We start from the raw sequence: 15,529 nt of genomic DNA, 5'->3' as shown, positions 1-15,529 counted from the left end.
AACCGACATGCTACGACGCCTTCATTCCGAACAACCCGCAAGCTTTGCTTTCACTCCTGCGAACCAGGCGTGGGCCGAAGCACAGATCACCAAGTATCCCGAAGGCCGTCAGGCCAGCGCGATCATTCCGCTGTTGTGGCGCGCGCAAGAGCAGGAAGGCTGGCTGACCCGTCCGGCGATCGAAGCGGTCGCGGACATGCTTGGTATGGCGTATATGCGGGCGCTTGAAGTGGCGTCTTTTTACTTCATGTTTCAGTTGCAACCCGTTGGCTCTGTTGCGAATATCCAGATTTGCGGCACCACGTCCTGCATGATCTGCGGTGCCGAAGATTTGGTTGCGGTCTGCAAGGAAAAGATCGCGCCGAAGCCGCACACTCTGTCGGCGGACGGCAAGCTGACATGGGAAGAGGTCGAGTGCCTTGGTGCCTGTGCAAACGCGCCGATGGCGCAGATCGGCAAAGATTACTATGAAGACCTGACCGCTGCGCGGTTCGCAGAGATCCTTGACGAACTGGTTGCGGGCGAAGTGCCGGTTCCCGGTCCGCAGAATGGGCGGTATGCGGCCGAGCCGAAATCCGGCCTCACCAGCCTGACCAATTTCGAAAGTGGTCGTCATAAGTACAATGCGTCGGTGCAGCTGGCCACCGACATTGGTGATACGGTCAAACGGATCGACGGGACCGAAATTCCGCTGTTGCACCCTTGGGGTGACGCAGGCGGGCGTCCGCAGACCGTGGCCAAGGCCGCCAATGACGTGACCACGCCGTCGCGCCCCGCAGCAGAGGCCGCGCCCAAGCCGGAAAACGCACCTTCGCCGGATGCGGCGTCGATGGTGAAACCATCCTCCGAACTGGCTGGCGAGACCGAGCTGGCTGCGCGCAAGGGCACGTGGAAATACGCCAAGGCGACAACCGCCAAGCAGGTCGAGCGTGAAGAGCCGTCGACCCCTGCACCCGAGGCCGCTGAGGGACCGGGCACCAAGCCCGAGACCCTGACGGAAGCGCGTGACGGGCAGGGCGATGACCTGAAGCGGATCAAGGGCATCGGTCCCAAGCTGGCCGAATTGTGCAACCGCCTAGGATTTTTTCATTTTGATCAGATCGCAGGCTGGACCGCAGACGAGGTGGCTTGGGTTGATCAGAACCTTGAAGGGTTCAAGGGCCGCGTGTCCCGCGATAATTGGGTCGAACAGGCCAAGACACTTGCCTCAGGCGGCGAGACAGAGTTTTCTGCACGTGTCAAGAAAGGTGATGTTTACGACAAGTAACATCTGAACACGGACAGGGAGAGTACGAATGCAAAAAGAGAATTCTGGCTTCGGTTGCCAAATAGGATCATGGGCCTTGGCCGCAGGGGTGGGGCTTCTTGTCTTCATCTTGCTGATCGTCATTGGAGGCTGGGGCCTGATCGGGTCCATCTTCATGGCTGGTCTGGCATTCGCTGTCCTGGGACTCGCGTTCAGCTGGATTTTCTGTCGTGACCTGCCTGCCGCGCGCGGCCCCGGAAACATTGATGCTGCGAGCGTGCGTGAGACGTCCGCATCTGCACCAAAGGCAGCGGCCCCCAAAGCGGCATCGCCGAATGCACCGCCGGTCTCTGTGCCGCCAGCGCCGATTGCGGACGAGAGCACCAGCCCGGCCAAAGCCGCGCCGGTTGGTTCCTCCGCACCTGCCGCTGCGGCCTCTGCTCCCGCAGCACCTGCGCCCGCCGCAAGCCCCAAGGAAACCGTTCAGGCCGCAAGTGCACAAGCCGATGCAGAAGCCGGCGCACAAGTGAAACCTTCGACGCCTCTGGCTGGTCAGGACGAGCTTGCTGCGAAGAAGGGTGAATGGAAATACGAGTCCGAAGCCAAAGCTCCGGCGAAGAAAGCCGCTGCAAAATCGGCCCCCGCAGCTGAGGCAACCCCCGATTTTGATGGCGACGGAAAAGCCGAAGGCAGCGACGAGGGCACCAAGCCCGCCACCCTGACTGCGGCCCGCGAAGGCGGCCCGGACAACCTTAAGGAAATCAAGGGTGTGGGGCCGAAGATGGAAAAGATGCTTCACTCTATGGGCTTTTTCCATTTTGACCAGATTGCCAACTGGACCGCTGATGAAGAGGCTTGGGTGAATGCCAACCTCGAAGGGTTCAAAGGCCGCGTGTCGCGTGACAATTGGGTCGAACAAGCGAAAATTCTCGCCTCTGGCGGGGAGACAGAATTCTCCAAGCGCGTCGATGACGGTGATGTGTACTGACGGGGATTGAGACCAGACCATGAGCCGGGATTCAGACGAGGCACGAAAAGGACGGCGTATTGCGCTTTTGATCGCCGCAATCGGCCTCTTCTGGATCTTGGTGACCGCCATCGGATCCCAATATGGCTGGAGCCAACGAGTTCGGGCGCTGTTCGACCTCGCAGCGATGGCGGGGTTCGGGGCAGGACTTTGGATGACATACCAACTCTGGCGTGCGCGCCAGGCTGACAAGGATTAAGCAATGCTGAGCGATCAGGACCGGATCTTTACCAATATCTACGGGATGCACGACCGGACCCTCAAGGGTGCGCAGGCGCGTGGCCATTGGGATGGCACGGCCAAGCTGATTGAAAAGGGCCGGGATTGGATCATCGACGAGATGAAGGCCTCGGGCCTGCGGGGCCGGGGGGGCGCTGGCTTCCCGACGGGTCTCAAGTGGTCGTTCATGCCTAAGGAAAGTGATGGCCGCCCAAGCTATCTCGTTGTGAACGCAGATGAATCCGAGCCGGGCACCTGCAAGGACCGCGAGATCATGCGCCATGATCCGCACACTCTGGTCGAAGGCTGCCTGATCGCGTCTTTCGCGATGCAGGCGCATGCTTGCTACATCTACATTCGCGGCGAATACATCCGCGAAAAAGAAGCCCTGCAGAACGCCATCGACGAGGCATACGATGCCGGGCTTGTCGGTAAGAACGCGTCTGGATCGGGATGGGATTTCGATATCTACCTGCACCACGGCGCGGGTGCCTATATCTGCGGTGAAGAAACCGCGCTGCTGGAAAGCCTGGAAGGCAAAAAGGGTATGCCGCGCATGAAGCCGCCATTCCCGGCGGGGTCGGGGCTCTATGGCTGCCCGACCACTGTGAACAACGTCGAATCCATTGCCGTTGTGCCGACCATTCTGCGTCGGGGCGGCGAATGGTTCTCGGGCTTTGGCCGCCAAAACAATGCAGGCACCAAACTGTTTGCGATTTCGGGTCATGTGAACAACCCGTGTGTTGTTGAAGAGGCCATGTCGATCTCGTTTGAAGAACTGATCGAAAAGCATTGCGGCGGCATTCGCGGCGGTTGGGACAACCTCAAAGCCGTAATCCCCGGCGGGTCGTCCGTGCCCTGCGTGCGCGGTGAAAACATGCGCGATGCGATCATGGATTTCGACTATCTGCGAGGTGAGCTTGGTTCTGGCCTTGGCACCGCAGCGGTCATCGTGATGGACAAGGAGACCGACATCATCAAGGCGATCTGGCGTCTGTCCAAGTTCTACAAACACGAAAGCTGCGGCCAGTGTACGCCCTGCCGCGAAGGCACAGGGTGGATGATGCGCGTCATGGATCGTCTTGTGCGCGGCGAGGCTGAGGTCGAGGAGATCGACATGCTGTTCGACGTGACCAAGCAAGTCGAAGGACACACCATTTGTGCGCTTGGCGATGCGGCGGCCTGGCCGATCCAGGGTCTGATCAAGAACTTCCGCGATGAGATCGAGGACCGCATCAAGGCGCAGAAAACCGGCCGCGTCAGCGCGGTTGCGGCGGAGTAGGCGGCAAGCCGTTTCGAAACGGCCTAATCACGTGGTTTGAAAACCGTGTTGTTAGGCCATCCGAACGGTCTTTAAGAAAGGCGCGTCAACGCGCCTTTTTTCGTTTCAAAGGCCATTGACCATGCTCGGGGGTTGCAAGCGTGCCGCGTCTAAGCGCATGGTGCGGCAAGACATTCCAAGGGGTAGCTCCATGAAAGCTGGTTGGCTCTGTGCATCGGTCTTGTGTCTGCTTGCGGCTTGCGGGCGGGGCGATTTGGACACCGTGACCTATGACGGCGCGCGGTTCGGTGGCGATTTGCGGTCCGAACGCAGCGACCGCGCGGGATTTGTCGCGCGCGGCGGTCCCGCTTCGGTCAGCCTTGAGGGCGCAAAACAAGCCGCAACCTATCAGGTCGTCCAGCACTGCATCGCCTATCTGGGCAGTTCGGATGTGACATGGATCAACGGTCCCGATGTTCCGGATGATCAACTGGTGATCGAAGATGACCGCGTTGTCCTTACCGGGCGCTGTTTTGAGCCATAAATCGCTGAAATTTCAAAAGGTGTGGCGCTTGATATTGAATAGCCGTCGCGTGCGCCCCCATATTTACCACAGACCAACCTGAGTGATCCGATGCGACTTTTGACGGCCCTATTGATTGCGAGTCTCTCCTTTTCTGGCGCGGCATTTGCCAAGCCGGCACTGCGGGATGTGGCGGAAATCGACGACGCGTTGATGCATGTGGCGATTGCCGATGCGATCCGGAAGTCCTGCAACGATATCAATGCCCGCCTGATCCGCGCCTATTCAGAACTCACGCGGTTGAAATCTCTGGCCCGTGATTTGGGCTATACCGACGACGAGGTGGAAGCCTACGTCACCTCCAAAGCTGAAAAAGCCCGGATGAAGGTCAAGGCCGAACAGTACTTGCAGGCAAACGGCGTGCGTCCGGATGACATCCCGGCTTTGTGCCGGTTTGGGCAAGAACAAATTCAGGCCCAGACCGTGATCGGGCAGTTGCTCAGATAAGCCTCTGACAGCGTTGGCCTTGCGGCATTTTGTGCAGGTGCAGCAAAATGCGCCCCGCGTCGATATTTCACCGCAACTTTTTGCCTGAAGATCTGGCCTAATCCAACAAGCCACGTTAGAAGGCGGGCGACGTCAGCCGATCGCCTGTTTGCCACGGCATCGACTGCGCCAGCCAAATGGGAACAAAGGGCTCGGGCATGTCTGACTTGCGCAAGATCATCATTGATGGGAACGAAGTTGAAGTAGAAGGCGCGATGACGCTGATTCAGGCTTGTGAACAAGCCGGGATCGAGGTGCCGCGCTTCTGCTATCATGAACGTCTTTCCATCGCTGGCAACTGCCGGATGTGTCTTGTCGAAGTGGTCGGTGGCCCGCCCAAACCTGCCGCAAGCTGCGCGATGCAGGTCAAGGATTTGCGCCCCGGACCCGAAGGTCAGCCGCCGGTGGTCAAGACCAACAGCCCGATGGTGAAAAAGGCGCGCGAAGGGGTGATGGAGTTCCTGCTCATCAACCACCCGCTGGATTGCCCAATCTGCGATCAGGGTGGCGAATGTGACCTTCAGGATCAGGCGATGGCTTACGGCGTCGATTTCAGCCGCTTCCGCGAACCCAAGCGCGCGGTCGAGGATCTGGATCTTGGCCCGCTCGTTGAAACCCACATGACGCGCTGCATTTCCTGCACCCGCTGTGTCCGTTTCACGACCGAGGTCGCGGGGATCAGCCAGATGGGCCAGACAGGCCGGGGCGAAGACAGCGAAATCACGTCTTATCTTGGTGAGACGCTCAATTCCAATATGCAGGGCAATATCATCGACCTGTGCCCGGTGGGTGCTCTGGTGTCCAAGCCCTACGCCTTCACCGCCCGTCCGTGGGAATTGACCAAAACCGAATCCATCGACGTGATGGACGCGCTTGGGTCCAACATTCGCGTCGATACCAAGGGTCGCGAAGTGATGCGGTTCCTGCCGCGCAACCATGACGGCGTGAACGAAGAGTGGATTTCCGACAAAACCCGCTTTGTCTGGGACGGTCTGCGCCGTCAGCGTCTGGACAAGCCCTACATCCGCGAGAATGGCAAGCTGCGTCCTGCATCTTGGCCTGAGGCACTGACCAAAGCTGCCGAAGCGATGAAGGGCAAGAAGGTTGCTGGTCTGGTGGGCGATCTCGCCCCAACCGAAGCTGCCTATGCGTTGAAAGCACTGATCGAAGGGCAGGGCGGGAACGTCGAATGCCGCACCGATGGCGCAAAGCTGCCTGCGGGTAATCGGTCGGGTTATGTCGGCACTGCAGCTATCGAAGATATTGATACAGCGGACATGATCCTGCTGATCGGCACCAACCCGCGCGAAGAAGCGCCGGTGCTGAACGCGCGGATTCGCAAGGCCTGGGCGGCGGGTGCCAAAGTTGCCCTTATCGGAGAGCCGGTCGATCTGACCTATGACTATATTCACCTTGGCACAGGCCGCGATGCGCTGGCCAAGCTGGCCGAGATGGATCATTCCGATAAGCATGGTGTACCGGGTGTGATGATCATCGGCCAAGGCGCGTTGCGCGAGGTTGATGGCGCAGCTGTTCTAGGGACAGCGATGAAAACCGCCGAGGCGGGACAGTCGAAATTCCTGGTTCTGCACACCGCAGCCGGTCGCGTTGGTGCGATGGATGTGGCGTGCACCACCGAAGGCGGCATGGACAAAGCCATTGATGGCGCAGAGGTGATCTACAACCTCGGCTCGGACGAGGTCGACATCGCTGCTGGGCCTTTCGTGATCTACCAAGGCAGCCATGGCGACCGCGGTGCACACCGCGCCGACATCATCCTGCCGAGTGCCGCCTATACCGAAGAGCAGGGCCTCTTTGTCAACACCGAAGGCCGCCCGCAATTGGCGCTTCGTGCCGGGTTCGCTCCGGGTGAGGCCAAGGAAAACTGGGCGATCCTGCGGGCGTTGTCTGCAGAACTGGGTGCCACGCTTCCCTTCGACAGTCTTGCGCAACTGCGTCAGGCGCTGGTCAAGGACGTGCCGCATCTGGCGATGGTTGACCAAGTTCCTGAGAACGAGTGGCAGGCCGAGCCCGCGGGCAAGTTGGGCGATGCGGATTTCCGCAATGCCATTCAGGATTTCTATCTGACCAATCCGATCGCGCGGGCAAGCAGTTTGATGGCGGAACTCTCTGCGGGGGTCAAAGCCCGCAAGGACACCAAGATCGCGGCGGAGTGAACGGGGTGCGCCATCTGGCGGTCATAACACCTGTTGCGCTGGCGATGGCGGGCGGTTTGTCCGGCTGTGATGCAGCCCAGCCAACCGTGACGCGGTTTTCGCCGAATTACGAGGGCGTGGAAACCGCATTGCTGGACGGTGATCTGGTGCGGTTCGAGGTTGAGATGCGCGGTGCGCGCGGGCCGTCGGATGTTGAGGATTATGCCGAATGCGCTGCGGCGCAATACGCGCTGATCCGGGGTTACGGGTTTGCGCGGCATTTGCGCACAAATGTATACGAAGAGGCTGGCCTCTGGCGAGGAGATGCGGTTTACACCATCTCGCCGGCGCTGCCCCGTGGGGTGCGGACCATCGACGCCGAAGTCGTGACCGCCTCCTGCGTTGAAAACGGAATACCGATGGTTTGAGGACGTGATGGCTGACTTCTTTACCACCCCCCTAGGGATCGGCGTGATCATCGTCGCACAGTGTCTTGCGGTACTGGGCTTTGTGATGGTCAGCCTTCTCTTCCTCGTCTATGGCGACCGGAAAATCTGGGCAGCCGTCCAGATGCGGCGCGGACCGAACGTGGTCGGCGCTTACGGCCTGCTGCAAACCGTGGCCGACGCGCTGAAATATGTCGTCAAGGAAGTGGTTGTGCCTGCGGGTGCCGACAAGCCGGTGTTCATGCTCGCCCCGATGACCAGTTTCGTGCTGGCGATGGTGGCTTGGGCGGTGATCCCGTTCAATGACAGCTGGGTTCTGTCAGACATCAACGTGGCGATCCTGTTCGTTTTTGCCGTGTCCTCGCTTGAGGTGTACGGCGTGATCATGGGGGGATGGGCGTCGAACTCCAAGTATCCGTTCCTTGGCTCGCTGCGGTCTGCCGCGCAGATGATTTCCTACGAAGTGTCGCTGGGTCTGATCATTATCGGCATCATCATCTCAACCGGATCGATGAATTTTGGTGACATCGTGCGGGCACAGGATGGGGATTACGGGTTTTTCTCGTGGTACTGGCTGCCGCATTTCCCGATGGTGTTCCTGTTCCTGATCAGTGCCTTGGCTGAAACCAACCGCCCACCGTTCGACCTTCCCGAAGCGGAATCTGAACTGGTTGCGGGCTATCAGGTGGAATACTCATCCACGCCGTTCCTGCTGTTCATGGCGGGGGAATACATCGCCATCTTCCTGATGTGCGCGCTGATGAGCCTGTTGTTCTTCGGTGGCTGGCTGTCGCCCATTCCTGGGCTGCCGGATGGTGCGCTGTGGATGGTCGGCAAGATGGCGTTCTTCTTCTTCATCTTCGCGATGGTGAAGGCGATCACGCCCCGTTACCGCTACGACCAGCTGATGCGCATTGGTTGGAAAGTGTTCCTTCCGTTCAGCCTTGCGTGGGTGGTCTTCGTGGCGTTTGCAGCGAAATTCGACTGGTTCTGGGGCGCATTCGCGCGCTGGGTATAAGGAGAGCAACGATGACGCAGATCGACTACGGACGCGCCGCCAAGTACTTCTTGTTGCAGGACTTTTATCAGGGCATGAAGCTTGGTCTAAAGTACTTCTTCGCGCCTAAGGCAACGCTGAACTACCCACATGAAAAGGGGCCTTTGTCCCCACGTTTCCGCGGCGAACATGCGCTGCGTCGCTATCCGAATGGTGAAGAGCGCTGCATCGCCTGCAAACTGTGCGAGGCGATCTGCCCGGCGCAGGCGATCACCATCGATGCCGAACCCCGCGACGACGGCTCGCGCCGCACGACGCGCTATGACATCGACATGACCAAGTGCATCTATTGCGGCTTCTGCCAAGAGGCGTGCCCGGTGGATGCGATTGTCGAAGGCCCGAATTTCGAGTTCTCGACCGAGACCCGCGAAGAGCTTTACTACGACAAGGCCAAGCTCTTGGACAACGGCGACCGCTGGGAAGCCGAGATCGCGCGCAACCTCGAACTGGACGCGCCGTACCGATGAGCGACGCCAAAACCCCATTCGAGCTGATGATGCAGCAGGCGCAGGAGATGGCGAAGGCCTTCAATCCGGCGCTGTCGTCATTCGACCCCAAGGGGTTTGAAAAGATGTGGCCGACCATGCCGAAAGACGCCATGGAGATGTGGTTCGGCAAGGGGATCAGCAAAGATGGGCTGGATGCCAAGACGCGGCTGCTGCTGACGTTGGCTGGTCTGACAATGCAAGGCGCGCAGGCTGATACGCAAGTGCGCATGACCGTGCGCCACGCTTTGGCCGCAGGTGCCACCAAAGACGAGATTGCCGAGACCATCGCACAGATGTCGATGTTCGCCGGTATACCCGCCATGACCCGCGCGATGGAACTTGCGCGGGATGTCATGGAAGACGACAAAAAGGATGACGAGACATGAGCGTCTTTGCCTTCTACCTCTTTGCCATTTGCACCATTGCGGGTGGGCTGTTCACGGTCATCAGCCGCAATCCCGTACATTCAGTGCTGTGGCTGATCCTCGCCTTTCTGTCCTCTGCCGGGTTGTTTGTGCTTCTGGGCGCGGAATTCGTGGCGATGCTTCTGGTGATCGTCTACGTGGGCGCGGTGGCGGTTCTGTTCCTGTTCGTCGTGATGATGCTTGATGTGGATTTCGCCGAACTGAAGGCCGAGATGGCGCGGTATGTGCCACTGGCGTTGCTGTTTGGGGTCATCATCCTGATGCAATTTGCGCTGGCGTTTGGCGCATGGGAAAGCAACGCAGCGGCCGAGGGGCTGCGCGCGCAGGTGGTTCCGGTAGACCGACACAACACCGAAGCGTTGGGCATGATCCTCTACGATCAGTATTTTCTGCTCTTCCAGCTTGCGGGTCTGATCCTGCTGGTGGCGATGATCGGTGCGATTGTCCTCACACTGCGGCACCGGTCGGACGTCAAGCGTCAGAACGTGCTGGCGCAGATGTACCGCGATCCGGCCAAGGCGATGGAACTGAAAGACGTGAAGCCCGGTCAGGGCCTGTAAAGATACGCAGCCCCGATCCGATTGGGGCGCTTTGACAAAGAAAACGACGGGGCACACCCCGGAGGGACGTGATGATAGGACTTGAGCATTACCTGACAGTGGCAGCCGTGCTGTTCGTGATCGGGATTTTCGGGCTGTTCCTGAACCGCAAGAACGTAATCATCCTGCTGATGAGCATCGAATTGATGCTGCTCGCGGTGAACATCAACCTTGTCGCGTTCTCGAGCTTCCTTGGCGATCTGGTGGGGCAGGTGTTCACCTTGTTTGTCCTCACGGTCGCTGCCGCCGAAGCGGCCATCGGCCTTGCGATCCTCGTCTGTTTCTTCCGCAACCGTGGCTCTATCGCGGTTGAAGATGTCAACGTGATGAAGGGCTGACGATCATGGAAACGCTTATTCTGTTTTCCCCGCTGGTCGGCGCCATTCTGTGTGGCTTTGGCTGGAAATTCATCGGAGAGACTGCCGCGCAATGGGTGGCCACGGGCCTTCTGTTCTTTGCCTGTGTGCTTTCGTGGATCGTCTTCCTGACCCATGACGGCGTCACCGAGACCATCAACATTCTGCGCTGGATTGAATCCGGTACGCTGAGTACCGAATGGGCGATCCGTCTGGACCGTCTGACGGCGACCATGCTGATCGTCGTGACCACCGTGTCGGCGCTCGTGCATTTGTATTCGTTTGGCTACATGGATCACGACCCGCAGTGGAAAGAGGGCGAAAGCTACAAGCCGCGCTTTTTTGCCTACCTGTCGTTCTTTACCTTCGCCATGCTGATGCTGGTCACATCGGACAACCTTGTTCAGATGTTCTTTGGCTGGGAAGGCGTGGGCGTCGCGTCCTACCTGCTGATCGGTTTCTATTACCGCAAGCCATCGGCCAATGCCGCTGCGATCAAGGCGTTCGTGGTCAACCGGGTGGGTGACTTTGGCTTCGCACTGGGTATCTTCGCGCTGTATTTCCTTGTCGACAGCATTCGCTTTGACGACATCTTTGCAGCCGCGCCGACGCTTGCGGAAACGCAGCTGTCCTTCCTGTGGACCGAATGGAACGCGGCCAACCTGATCGCCTTCCTGCTGTTCATCGGCGCAATGGGCAAATCGGCACAATTGTTCCTGCACACATGGCTGCCGGACGCGATGGAAGGCCCGACGCCTGTGTCGGCATTGATCCACGCGGCAACCATGGTGACGGCGGGCGTGTTCCTTGTCTGCCGCATGTCGCCACTGATGGAGTTTGCGCCTGAAGCGATGATGTTCGTGACCTTCCTTGGCGCGTCGACTGCCTTTGTCGCGGCGACCATCGGCTTGGTGCAGACCGATATCAAACGCGTGATCGCGTATTCGACCATGTCTCAGCTGGGGTATATGTTCGTGGCCGCAGGCGTTGGTGCCTATAGCGTGGCGATGTTCCACCTGTTCACGCATGCGTTCTTTAAGGCGATGTTGTTCCTTGGCGCAGGGTCGGTCATCCATGCGATGCACCACGAGCAGGACATGCGGAACTATGGCGGCCTGCGGAAAAAGATCCCGTACACGTTCGGCGCGATGATGATCGGCACGTTGGCCATCACAGGCGTGGGTATCCCGCTTACCGGCTGGATCGGCTTTGCTGGCTTCGCGTCCAAGGATGCGGTGATCGAAAGCGCCTATGCTGCCGGTCCGATGGGCTATGCCTTCTGGATGCTGGTTATCGCGGCGCTGTTCACAAGCTTCTACAGCTGGCGTCTGATGTTCCTGACCTTCTACGGCAAGCCGCGCGGCGACAAGCACACGCATGAACACGCGCATGAGAGCCCGATGATCATGCTGATCCCGCTGGGCGTTCTGAGCCTTGGGTCGATCTTTGCTGGGGCCATCTGGTACAACAGCTTCTTTGGTCACACCGACAGTGTCGCGAAATTCTTTGGTGTGCCCTATGCCGAAGCCGGTGAGCATTCCGCCGAGGGCGAAGGCCATGGTGAGACCGCTGCGGCGGATGCCGGACATGGCGAAGAGGCCAAGGGTGGTGAGCATCACTATGTCTTTGCCGGTCAGCCAGGCGAGGGTGCCATCTATGTCGGCCCCGATAACGACATCATAAACGAAGCGCATGAAGTGCCGAAATGGGTCAAGGTCAGCCCGTTCATCGCGATGCTGCTTGGTCTTGCGACAGCCTACTGGTTCTACATCGTCAATCCAAAGCTGCCCAAGCGTTTGGCCGAAAGTCAGCGTCCACTGTACCTGTTCCTTCTGAACAAATGGTATTTCGACGAGATTTACGATTTCCTTTTCGTCAAACCCGCCAGCATGGTCGGTCGTCTTCTGTGGAAGCGCGGCGATGGCAATGTCATCGACGGGTCGATCAACGGTGTGGCCATGGGCTTTATCCCGATGCTCACGCGGCTGGCTGGTAAGGCGCAGTCTGGTTACATCTTTACATATGCCTTCTTCATGGTGATCGGCATCGCAGCCCTTGTCACCTGGATGACGCTGAGCGGAGGAGCACACTGATGGATAACCTTCTTTCCATTGTCACGTTCCTGCCAGCACTGGCGGCTGTGATCCTGCTGGTCTTCCTGCGGGGCGACGATGAGGCGGCCAATCGGAACGCCAAATGGTTGGCGTTGATTGCGACCTCGGCCACCTTCCTGATCTCGCTCTTCATCCTGTTCCAGTTCGACCCCCAGAACACCAGGTTCCAGATGGTCGAGCAGGGTGAGTGGTTGTTGGGCTTGCAATACAAGATGGGTGTCGATGGGATTTCGGTCCTGTTCGTCATGCTCACCACGTTCATGATGCCGCTGGTGATTGCGGCAAGCTGGGACGTGAACACCCGCGTCAAGGAATACATGATCGCATTCCTGCTGTTGGAAACGCTCATGCTGGGCGTGTTCATGGCGCTGGATCTGGTGCTGTTCTACCTCTTCTTCGAGGCGGGCCTGATCCCGATGTTCCTGATCATCGGCATCTGGGGTGGCAAGAACCGCATCTACGCGTCGTTCAAGTTCTTCCTCTACACCTTCCTTGGCTCGGTGCTGATGCTGGTGGCGATGGTTGCGATGTTCTCGGACGCGGGCACCACCGATATCGAACAGCTGCTGGTGCACCAGTTCGGATCGGAAAGCTTCTCGCTTCTCGGGATTCAGATCGTGGGCGGCATGCAGACGCTTCTGTTCCTCGCCTTCTTTGCGTCGTTTGCTGTCAAGATGCCGATGTGGCCCGTTCACACATGGTTGCCGGATGCGCACGTTCAGGCACCGACCGCCGGGTCTGTTGTTCTGGCTGCGATCCTGCTGAAAATGGGGGGCTACGGCTTCCTGCGATTCAGCCTGCCGATGTTCCCGGTGGGATCGGATGTGCTGGCCCCGTTGGTGCTTTGGATGTCGGCGATTGCCATCGTCTACACCTCGCTGGTGGCGCTGGTGCAGGAAGACATGAAAAAGCTGATCGCCTATTCCTCCGTCGCTCACATGGGCTATGTGACCATGGGCATTTTTGCCGCCAACCAGCAGGGTATTGATGGCGCGATCTTCCAGATGATCAGCCACGGCTTTATCTCGGGCGCGCTCTTTCTGTGTGTCGGCGTGATCTATGACCGGATGCACACCCGCGAGATCGACGCCTATGGCGGTCTGGTGAACCGGATGCCGGCCTATGCGCTGATCTTCATGCTGTTCACCATGGCCAATGTCGGCCTGCCGGGGACATCGGGCTTTGTCGGGGAATTCCTGACACTGATGGGCATCTTCCAGGTCAATACATGGATCGCGGCAGTGGCCACATCCGGTGTGATCCTGTCGGCTGCTTACGCGCTGTGGCTCTACCGTCGGGTGGTCATGGGCGACCTGATCAAGGAAAGCCTGAAGACCATCACCGACATGTCACGCCGCGAGCGGGCGATCTTTGCGCCGCTGGTTGTGGCGACGATCCTCTTTGGCGTCTATCCGGCCCCGATCCTCGATACGATCGGACCGTCGGTCGAAGCGCTGGTTTCCAACTATCAAGTCGCGGTTGCGGAGGCGGATCTCGCCACGCAGGTCGCGCATAGCGAATAAGGGGGCTGGGCTATGCTCTCGGCTGATCTGGGTATCATCCTGCCGGAAATCGTGCTGGCCGTTTATGCGATGCTGGCGCTTCTGGGCGCGGTCTACACTGTCAAGGACGGGGCGGCGTCGCTGCTGGTCTGGGTGACGAGCGGTCTGTTCCTTGCCCTTGCGGTCTGGATCGGGCTGAACGGGGCAGGGACCAACATTGCCTTCAATGGCATGTTCGTCGATGACGGGTTTGCGCGCTTTGCCAAGGTGGTGATCCTTGTCTCTGCCGCCGCCGTGCTGCTGATGTCCGAAGCCTACATGACCCGTCGCGGCCTGCTGCGGTTCGAATATCCGCTGCTGATCGCGCTGGCGGTTGTGGGCATGATGATGATGGTGTCCGCAGGTGACCTGATGGCGCTTTACATGGGGCTCGAACTGCAGTCGCTGGCGCTGTACGTCGTGGCATCCTTGCGCCGCGACAGCCTGAAGTCGACCGAGGCTGGCCTCAAGTATTTTGTGCTGGGTGCGCTATCCTCCGGCCTTCTGCTTTATGGTGCCTCGCTGGTCTATGGCTATTCCGGCACAACGCTTTTCTCGGGCATCATCCAGACGGCAGTACATGGCGATCTGTCGCTTGGCCTGCTCTTTGGTCTGGTATTCCTGATTTCTGGTCTGGCGTTCAAAGTGTCGGCTGTGCCGTTCCACATGTGGACACCCGACGTCTACGAAGGCTCGCCCACGCCGGTCACCGCGTTCTTTGCCACCGCGCCAAAAGTTGCGGCAATGGCGCTGTTCGCACGCGTCATGCATGATGCGTTCGGTGCGGCGGTCAGCGACTGGAGCCAGGTGATCGCGCTGCTGTCGGTGCTGTCGATGTTCCTTGGAGCCATCGCGGCCATCGGCCAGACCGACATCAAACGTCTGATGGCGTTTTCGTCCATCGCGCATATGGGCTATGCCCTGATGGGTCTTGCGGCGGGCACCGCGTTCGGCGTGCAGGCGATGCTGATCTACATGGCGATCTACGTCACTATGAACGTGGGCACATTTGCCTTTATCCTGTCGATGCACCGCGACGGTCAGCCGGTGTCGAACATCGGGTCTCTGAACATGTATTCCAAGCGTGAGCCGGGCAAAGCGCTGGCGATGCTGGTGCTGCTGTTCAGCTTGGCCGGTGTGCCGCCGCTGGTGGGCTTCTTCGGTAAGCTCTACGTGCTGCGGGCTGCTTACGAGGCTGGGCTCGCGTGGCTGGCGATTGCCGGCGTGATCGCGTCGGTGATCGGGGCGTTCTACTACCTGCGGATCGTCTTCTACATGTATTTCGGCGAAGAGCGTGACGACGCGTTGGACAGCAGCAGGTCTCCGATACTCTGGGGCATGCTGATGGCAAGCGCGGTGATCATGGTGGTCGGCGTGGTCAACCTGTTCGGGATCGAAGGTGCGGCTGCGGCTGCTGCGGCGACCCTTGTCAACTAAACCGGCTTTCTTGTTAAGAGACAGTGACGCGCCATTGGCGCGTCGCTTTGTTTTTTGCGTCCCGCTGCGCGGGTCGCGATGCCTCCGG

General features: G+C 59.2%; 16 protein-coding genes. All 16 read left to right on the top strand.

The genetic code is table 11. The features are described 5' to 3' along the window. The first annotated feature begins 7 nt into the window (after positions 1 to 7). The 16 genes from MCRY_RS10530 to nuoN all read left to right on the top strand — a co-directional run bounded on the left by MCRY_RS10530 (position 8) and on the right by nuoN (position 15,441). Positions 8 to 1,267 (top strand): NADH-quinone oxidoreductase subunit E, encoded by a 1,260-nt coding sequence (locus MCRY_RS10530; RefSeq protein ID WP_085629580.1) that lies wholly within the window; start codon positions 8 to 10, stop codon positions 1,265 to 1,267. A 28-nt stretch (positions 1,268 to 1,295) separates the two neighbouring features. After that, complete coding sequence (locus MCRY_RS10525; RefSeq protein ID WP_085629578.1) at positions 1,296 to 2,234, top strand: hypothetical protein; 939 nt, start codon at positions 1,296 to 1,298, stop codon at positions 2,232 to 2,234. A gap of 19 nt (positions 2,235 to 2,253) precedes the next feature. Next, on the top strand, positions 2,254 to 2,472 hold the full coding sequence (locus tag MCRY_RS10520; RefSeq protein WP_085629576.1) for a DUF5337 domain-containing protein: 219 nt from the start codon (positions 2,254 to 2,256) through the stop codon (positions 2,470 to 2,472). Positions 2,473 to 2,475: 3 nt separating this feature from the next. Next, positions 2,476 to 3,774, top strand: coding sequence for an NADH-quinone oxidoreductase subunit NuoF (gene nuoF / locus MCRY_RS10515; protein WP_085629574.1), 1,299 nt, complete (start codon positions 2,476 to 2,478; stop codon positions 3,772 to 3,774). Between the two features lie 190 nt (positions 3,775 to 3,964). Continuing rightward, on the top strand, positions 3,965 to 4,297 hold the full coding sequence (locus MCRY_RS10510) for a hypothetical protein (protein ID WP_085629572.1): 333 nt from the start codon (positions 3,965 to 3,967) through the stop codon (positions 4,295 to 4,297). Positions 4,298 to 4,387: 90 nt separating this feature from the next. Next, a complete protein-coding gene (locus MCRY_RS10505) occupies positions 4,388 to 4,783 on the top strand; it encodes a DUF5333 domain-containing protein (protein ID WP_085629570.1) in 396 nt (131 codons plus the stop codon). Between the two features lie 197 nt (positions 4,784 to 4,980). Beyond that, complete coding sequence (nuoG, locus tag MCRY_RS10500; protein ID WP_085629568.1) at positions 4,981 to 6,999, top strand: NADH-quinone oxidoreductase subunit NuoG; 2,019 nt, start codon at positions 4,981 to 4,983, stop codon at positions 6,997 to 6,999. A gap of 44 nt (positions 7,000 to 7,043) precedes the next feature. Continuing rightward, the gene (locus MCRY_RS10495; protein ID WP_085629847.1) at positions 7,044 to 7,406 is read left to right on the top strand and encodes a hypothetical protein; all 363 of its coding nucleotides are present in this window, start codon (positions 7,044 to 7,046) and stop codon (positions 7,404 to 7,406) included. Between the two features lie 7 nt (positions 7,407 to 7,413). Continuing rightward, positions 7,414 to 8,442, top strand: coding sequence for an NADH-quinone oxidoreductase subunit NuoH (nuoH, locus tag MCRY_RS10490; protein WP_085629566.1), 1,029 nt, complete (start codon positions 7,414 to 7,416; stop codon positions 8,440 to 8,442). A gap of 11 nt (positions 8,443 to 8,453) precedes the next feature. Beyond that, complete coding sequence (gene nuoI / locus MCRY_RS10485; RefSeq protein ID WP_085629564.1) at positions 8,454 to 8,948, top strand: NADH-quinone oxidoreductase subunit NuoI; 495 nt, start codon at positions 8,454 to 8,456, stop codon at positions 8,946 to 8,948. Then, entirely contained in the window at positions 8,945 to 9,355 is a 411-nt protein-coding gene (locus tag MCRY_RS10480; RefSeq protein ID WP_085629562.1) for a carboxymuconolactone decarboxylase family protein, read from the top strand. The genes nuoI and MCRY_RS10480 overlap by 4 nt, the downstream gene beginning before the upstream one ends. After that, the gene (locus MCRY_RS10475; protein WP_085629560.1) at positions 9,352 to 9,954 is read left to right on the top strand and encodes an NADH-quinone oxidoreductase subunit J; all 603 of its coding nucleotides are present in this window, start codon (positions 9,352 to 9,354) and stop codon (positions 9,952 to 9,954) included. The genes MCRY_RS10480 and MCRY_RS10475 overlap by 4 nt, the downstream gene beginning before the upstream one ends. Positions 9,955 to 10,025: 71 nt before the next feature. Then, positions 10,026 to 10,331, top strand: a complete 306-nt coding sequence (gene nuoK / locus MCRY_RS10470; protein WP_072777106.1) for an NADH-quinone oxidoreductase subunit NuoK — start codon at positions 10,026 to 10,028, stop codon at positions 10,329 to 10,331. 5 nt (positions 10,332 to 10,336) lie between these two features. Then, positions 10,337 to 12,442 carry an NADH-quinone oxidoreductase subunit L gene (nuoL, locus tag MCRY_RS10465; protein ID WP_085629558.1) on the top strand — a complete coding sequence of 702 codons (2,106 nt, stop codon included), beginning with the start codon at positions 10,337 to 10,339 and terminating at the stop codon, positions 12,440 to 12,442. Further along, positions 12,442 to 13,986: an NADH-quinone oxidoreductase subunit M gene (locus MCRY_RS10460; protein WP_085629556.1), complete on the top strand. Its 1,545-nt coding sequence runs from the start codon at positions 12,442 to 12,444 to the stop codon at positions 13,984 to 13,986. The genes nuoL and MCRY_RS10460 overlap by 1 nt, the downstream gene beginning before the upstream one ends. A 12-nt stretch (positions 13,987 to 13,998) precedes the next feature. Continuing rightward, positions 13,999 to 15,441 carry an NADH-quinone oxidoreductase subunit NuoN gene (gene nuoN, locus MCRY_RS10455; protein WP_085629554.1) on the top strand — a complete coding sequence of 481 codons (1,443 nt, stop codon included), beginning with the start codon at positions 13,999 to 14,001 and terminating at the stop codon, positions 15,439 to 15,441. Positions 15,442 to 15,529: the final 88 nt, after the last annotated feature.

It is taken from the genome of Marivita cryptomonadis (assembly GCF_002115725.1).
GTDB classification, from domain to species: Bacteria; Pseudomonadota; Alphaproteobacteria; order Rhodobacterales; family Rhodobacteraceae; genus Marivita; species Marivita cryptomonadis.
Note: the sequence above shows the minus strand (reverse complement) of the source record. Positions and strands in the feature narration are given on the sequence as shown.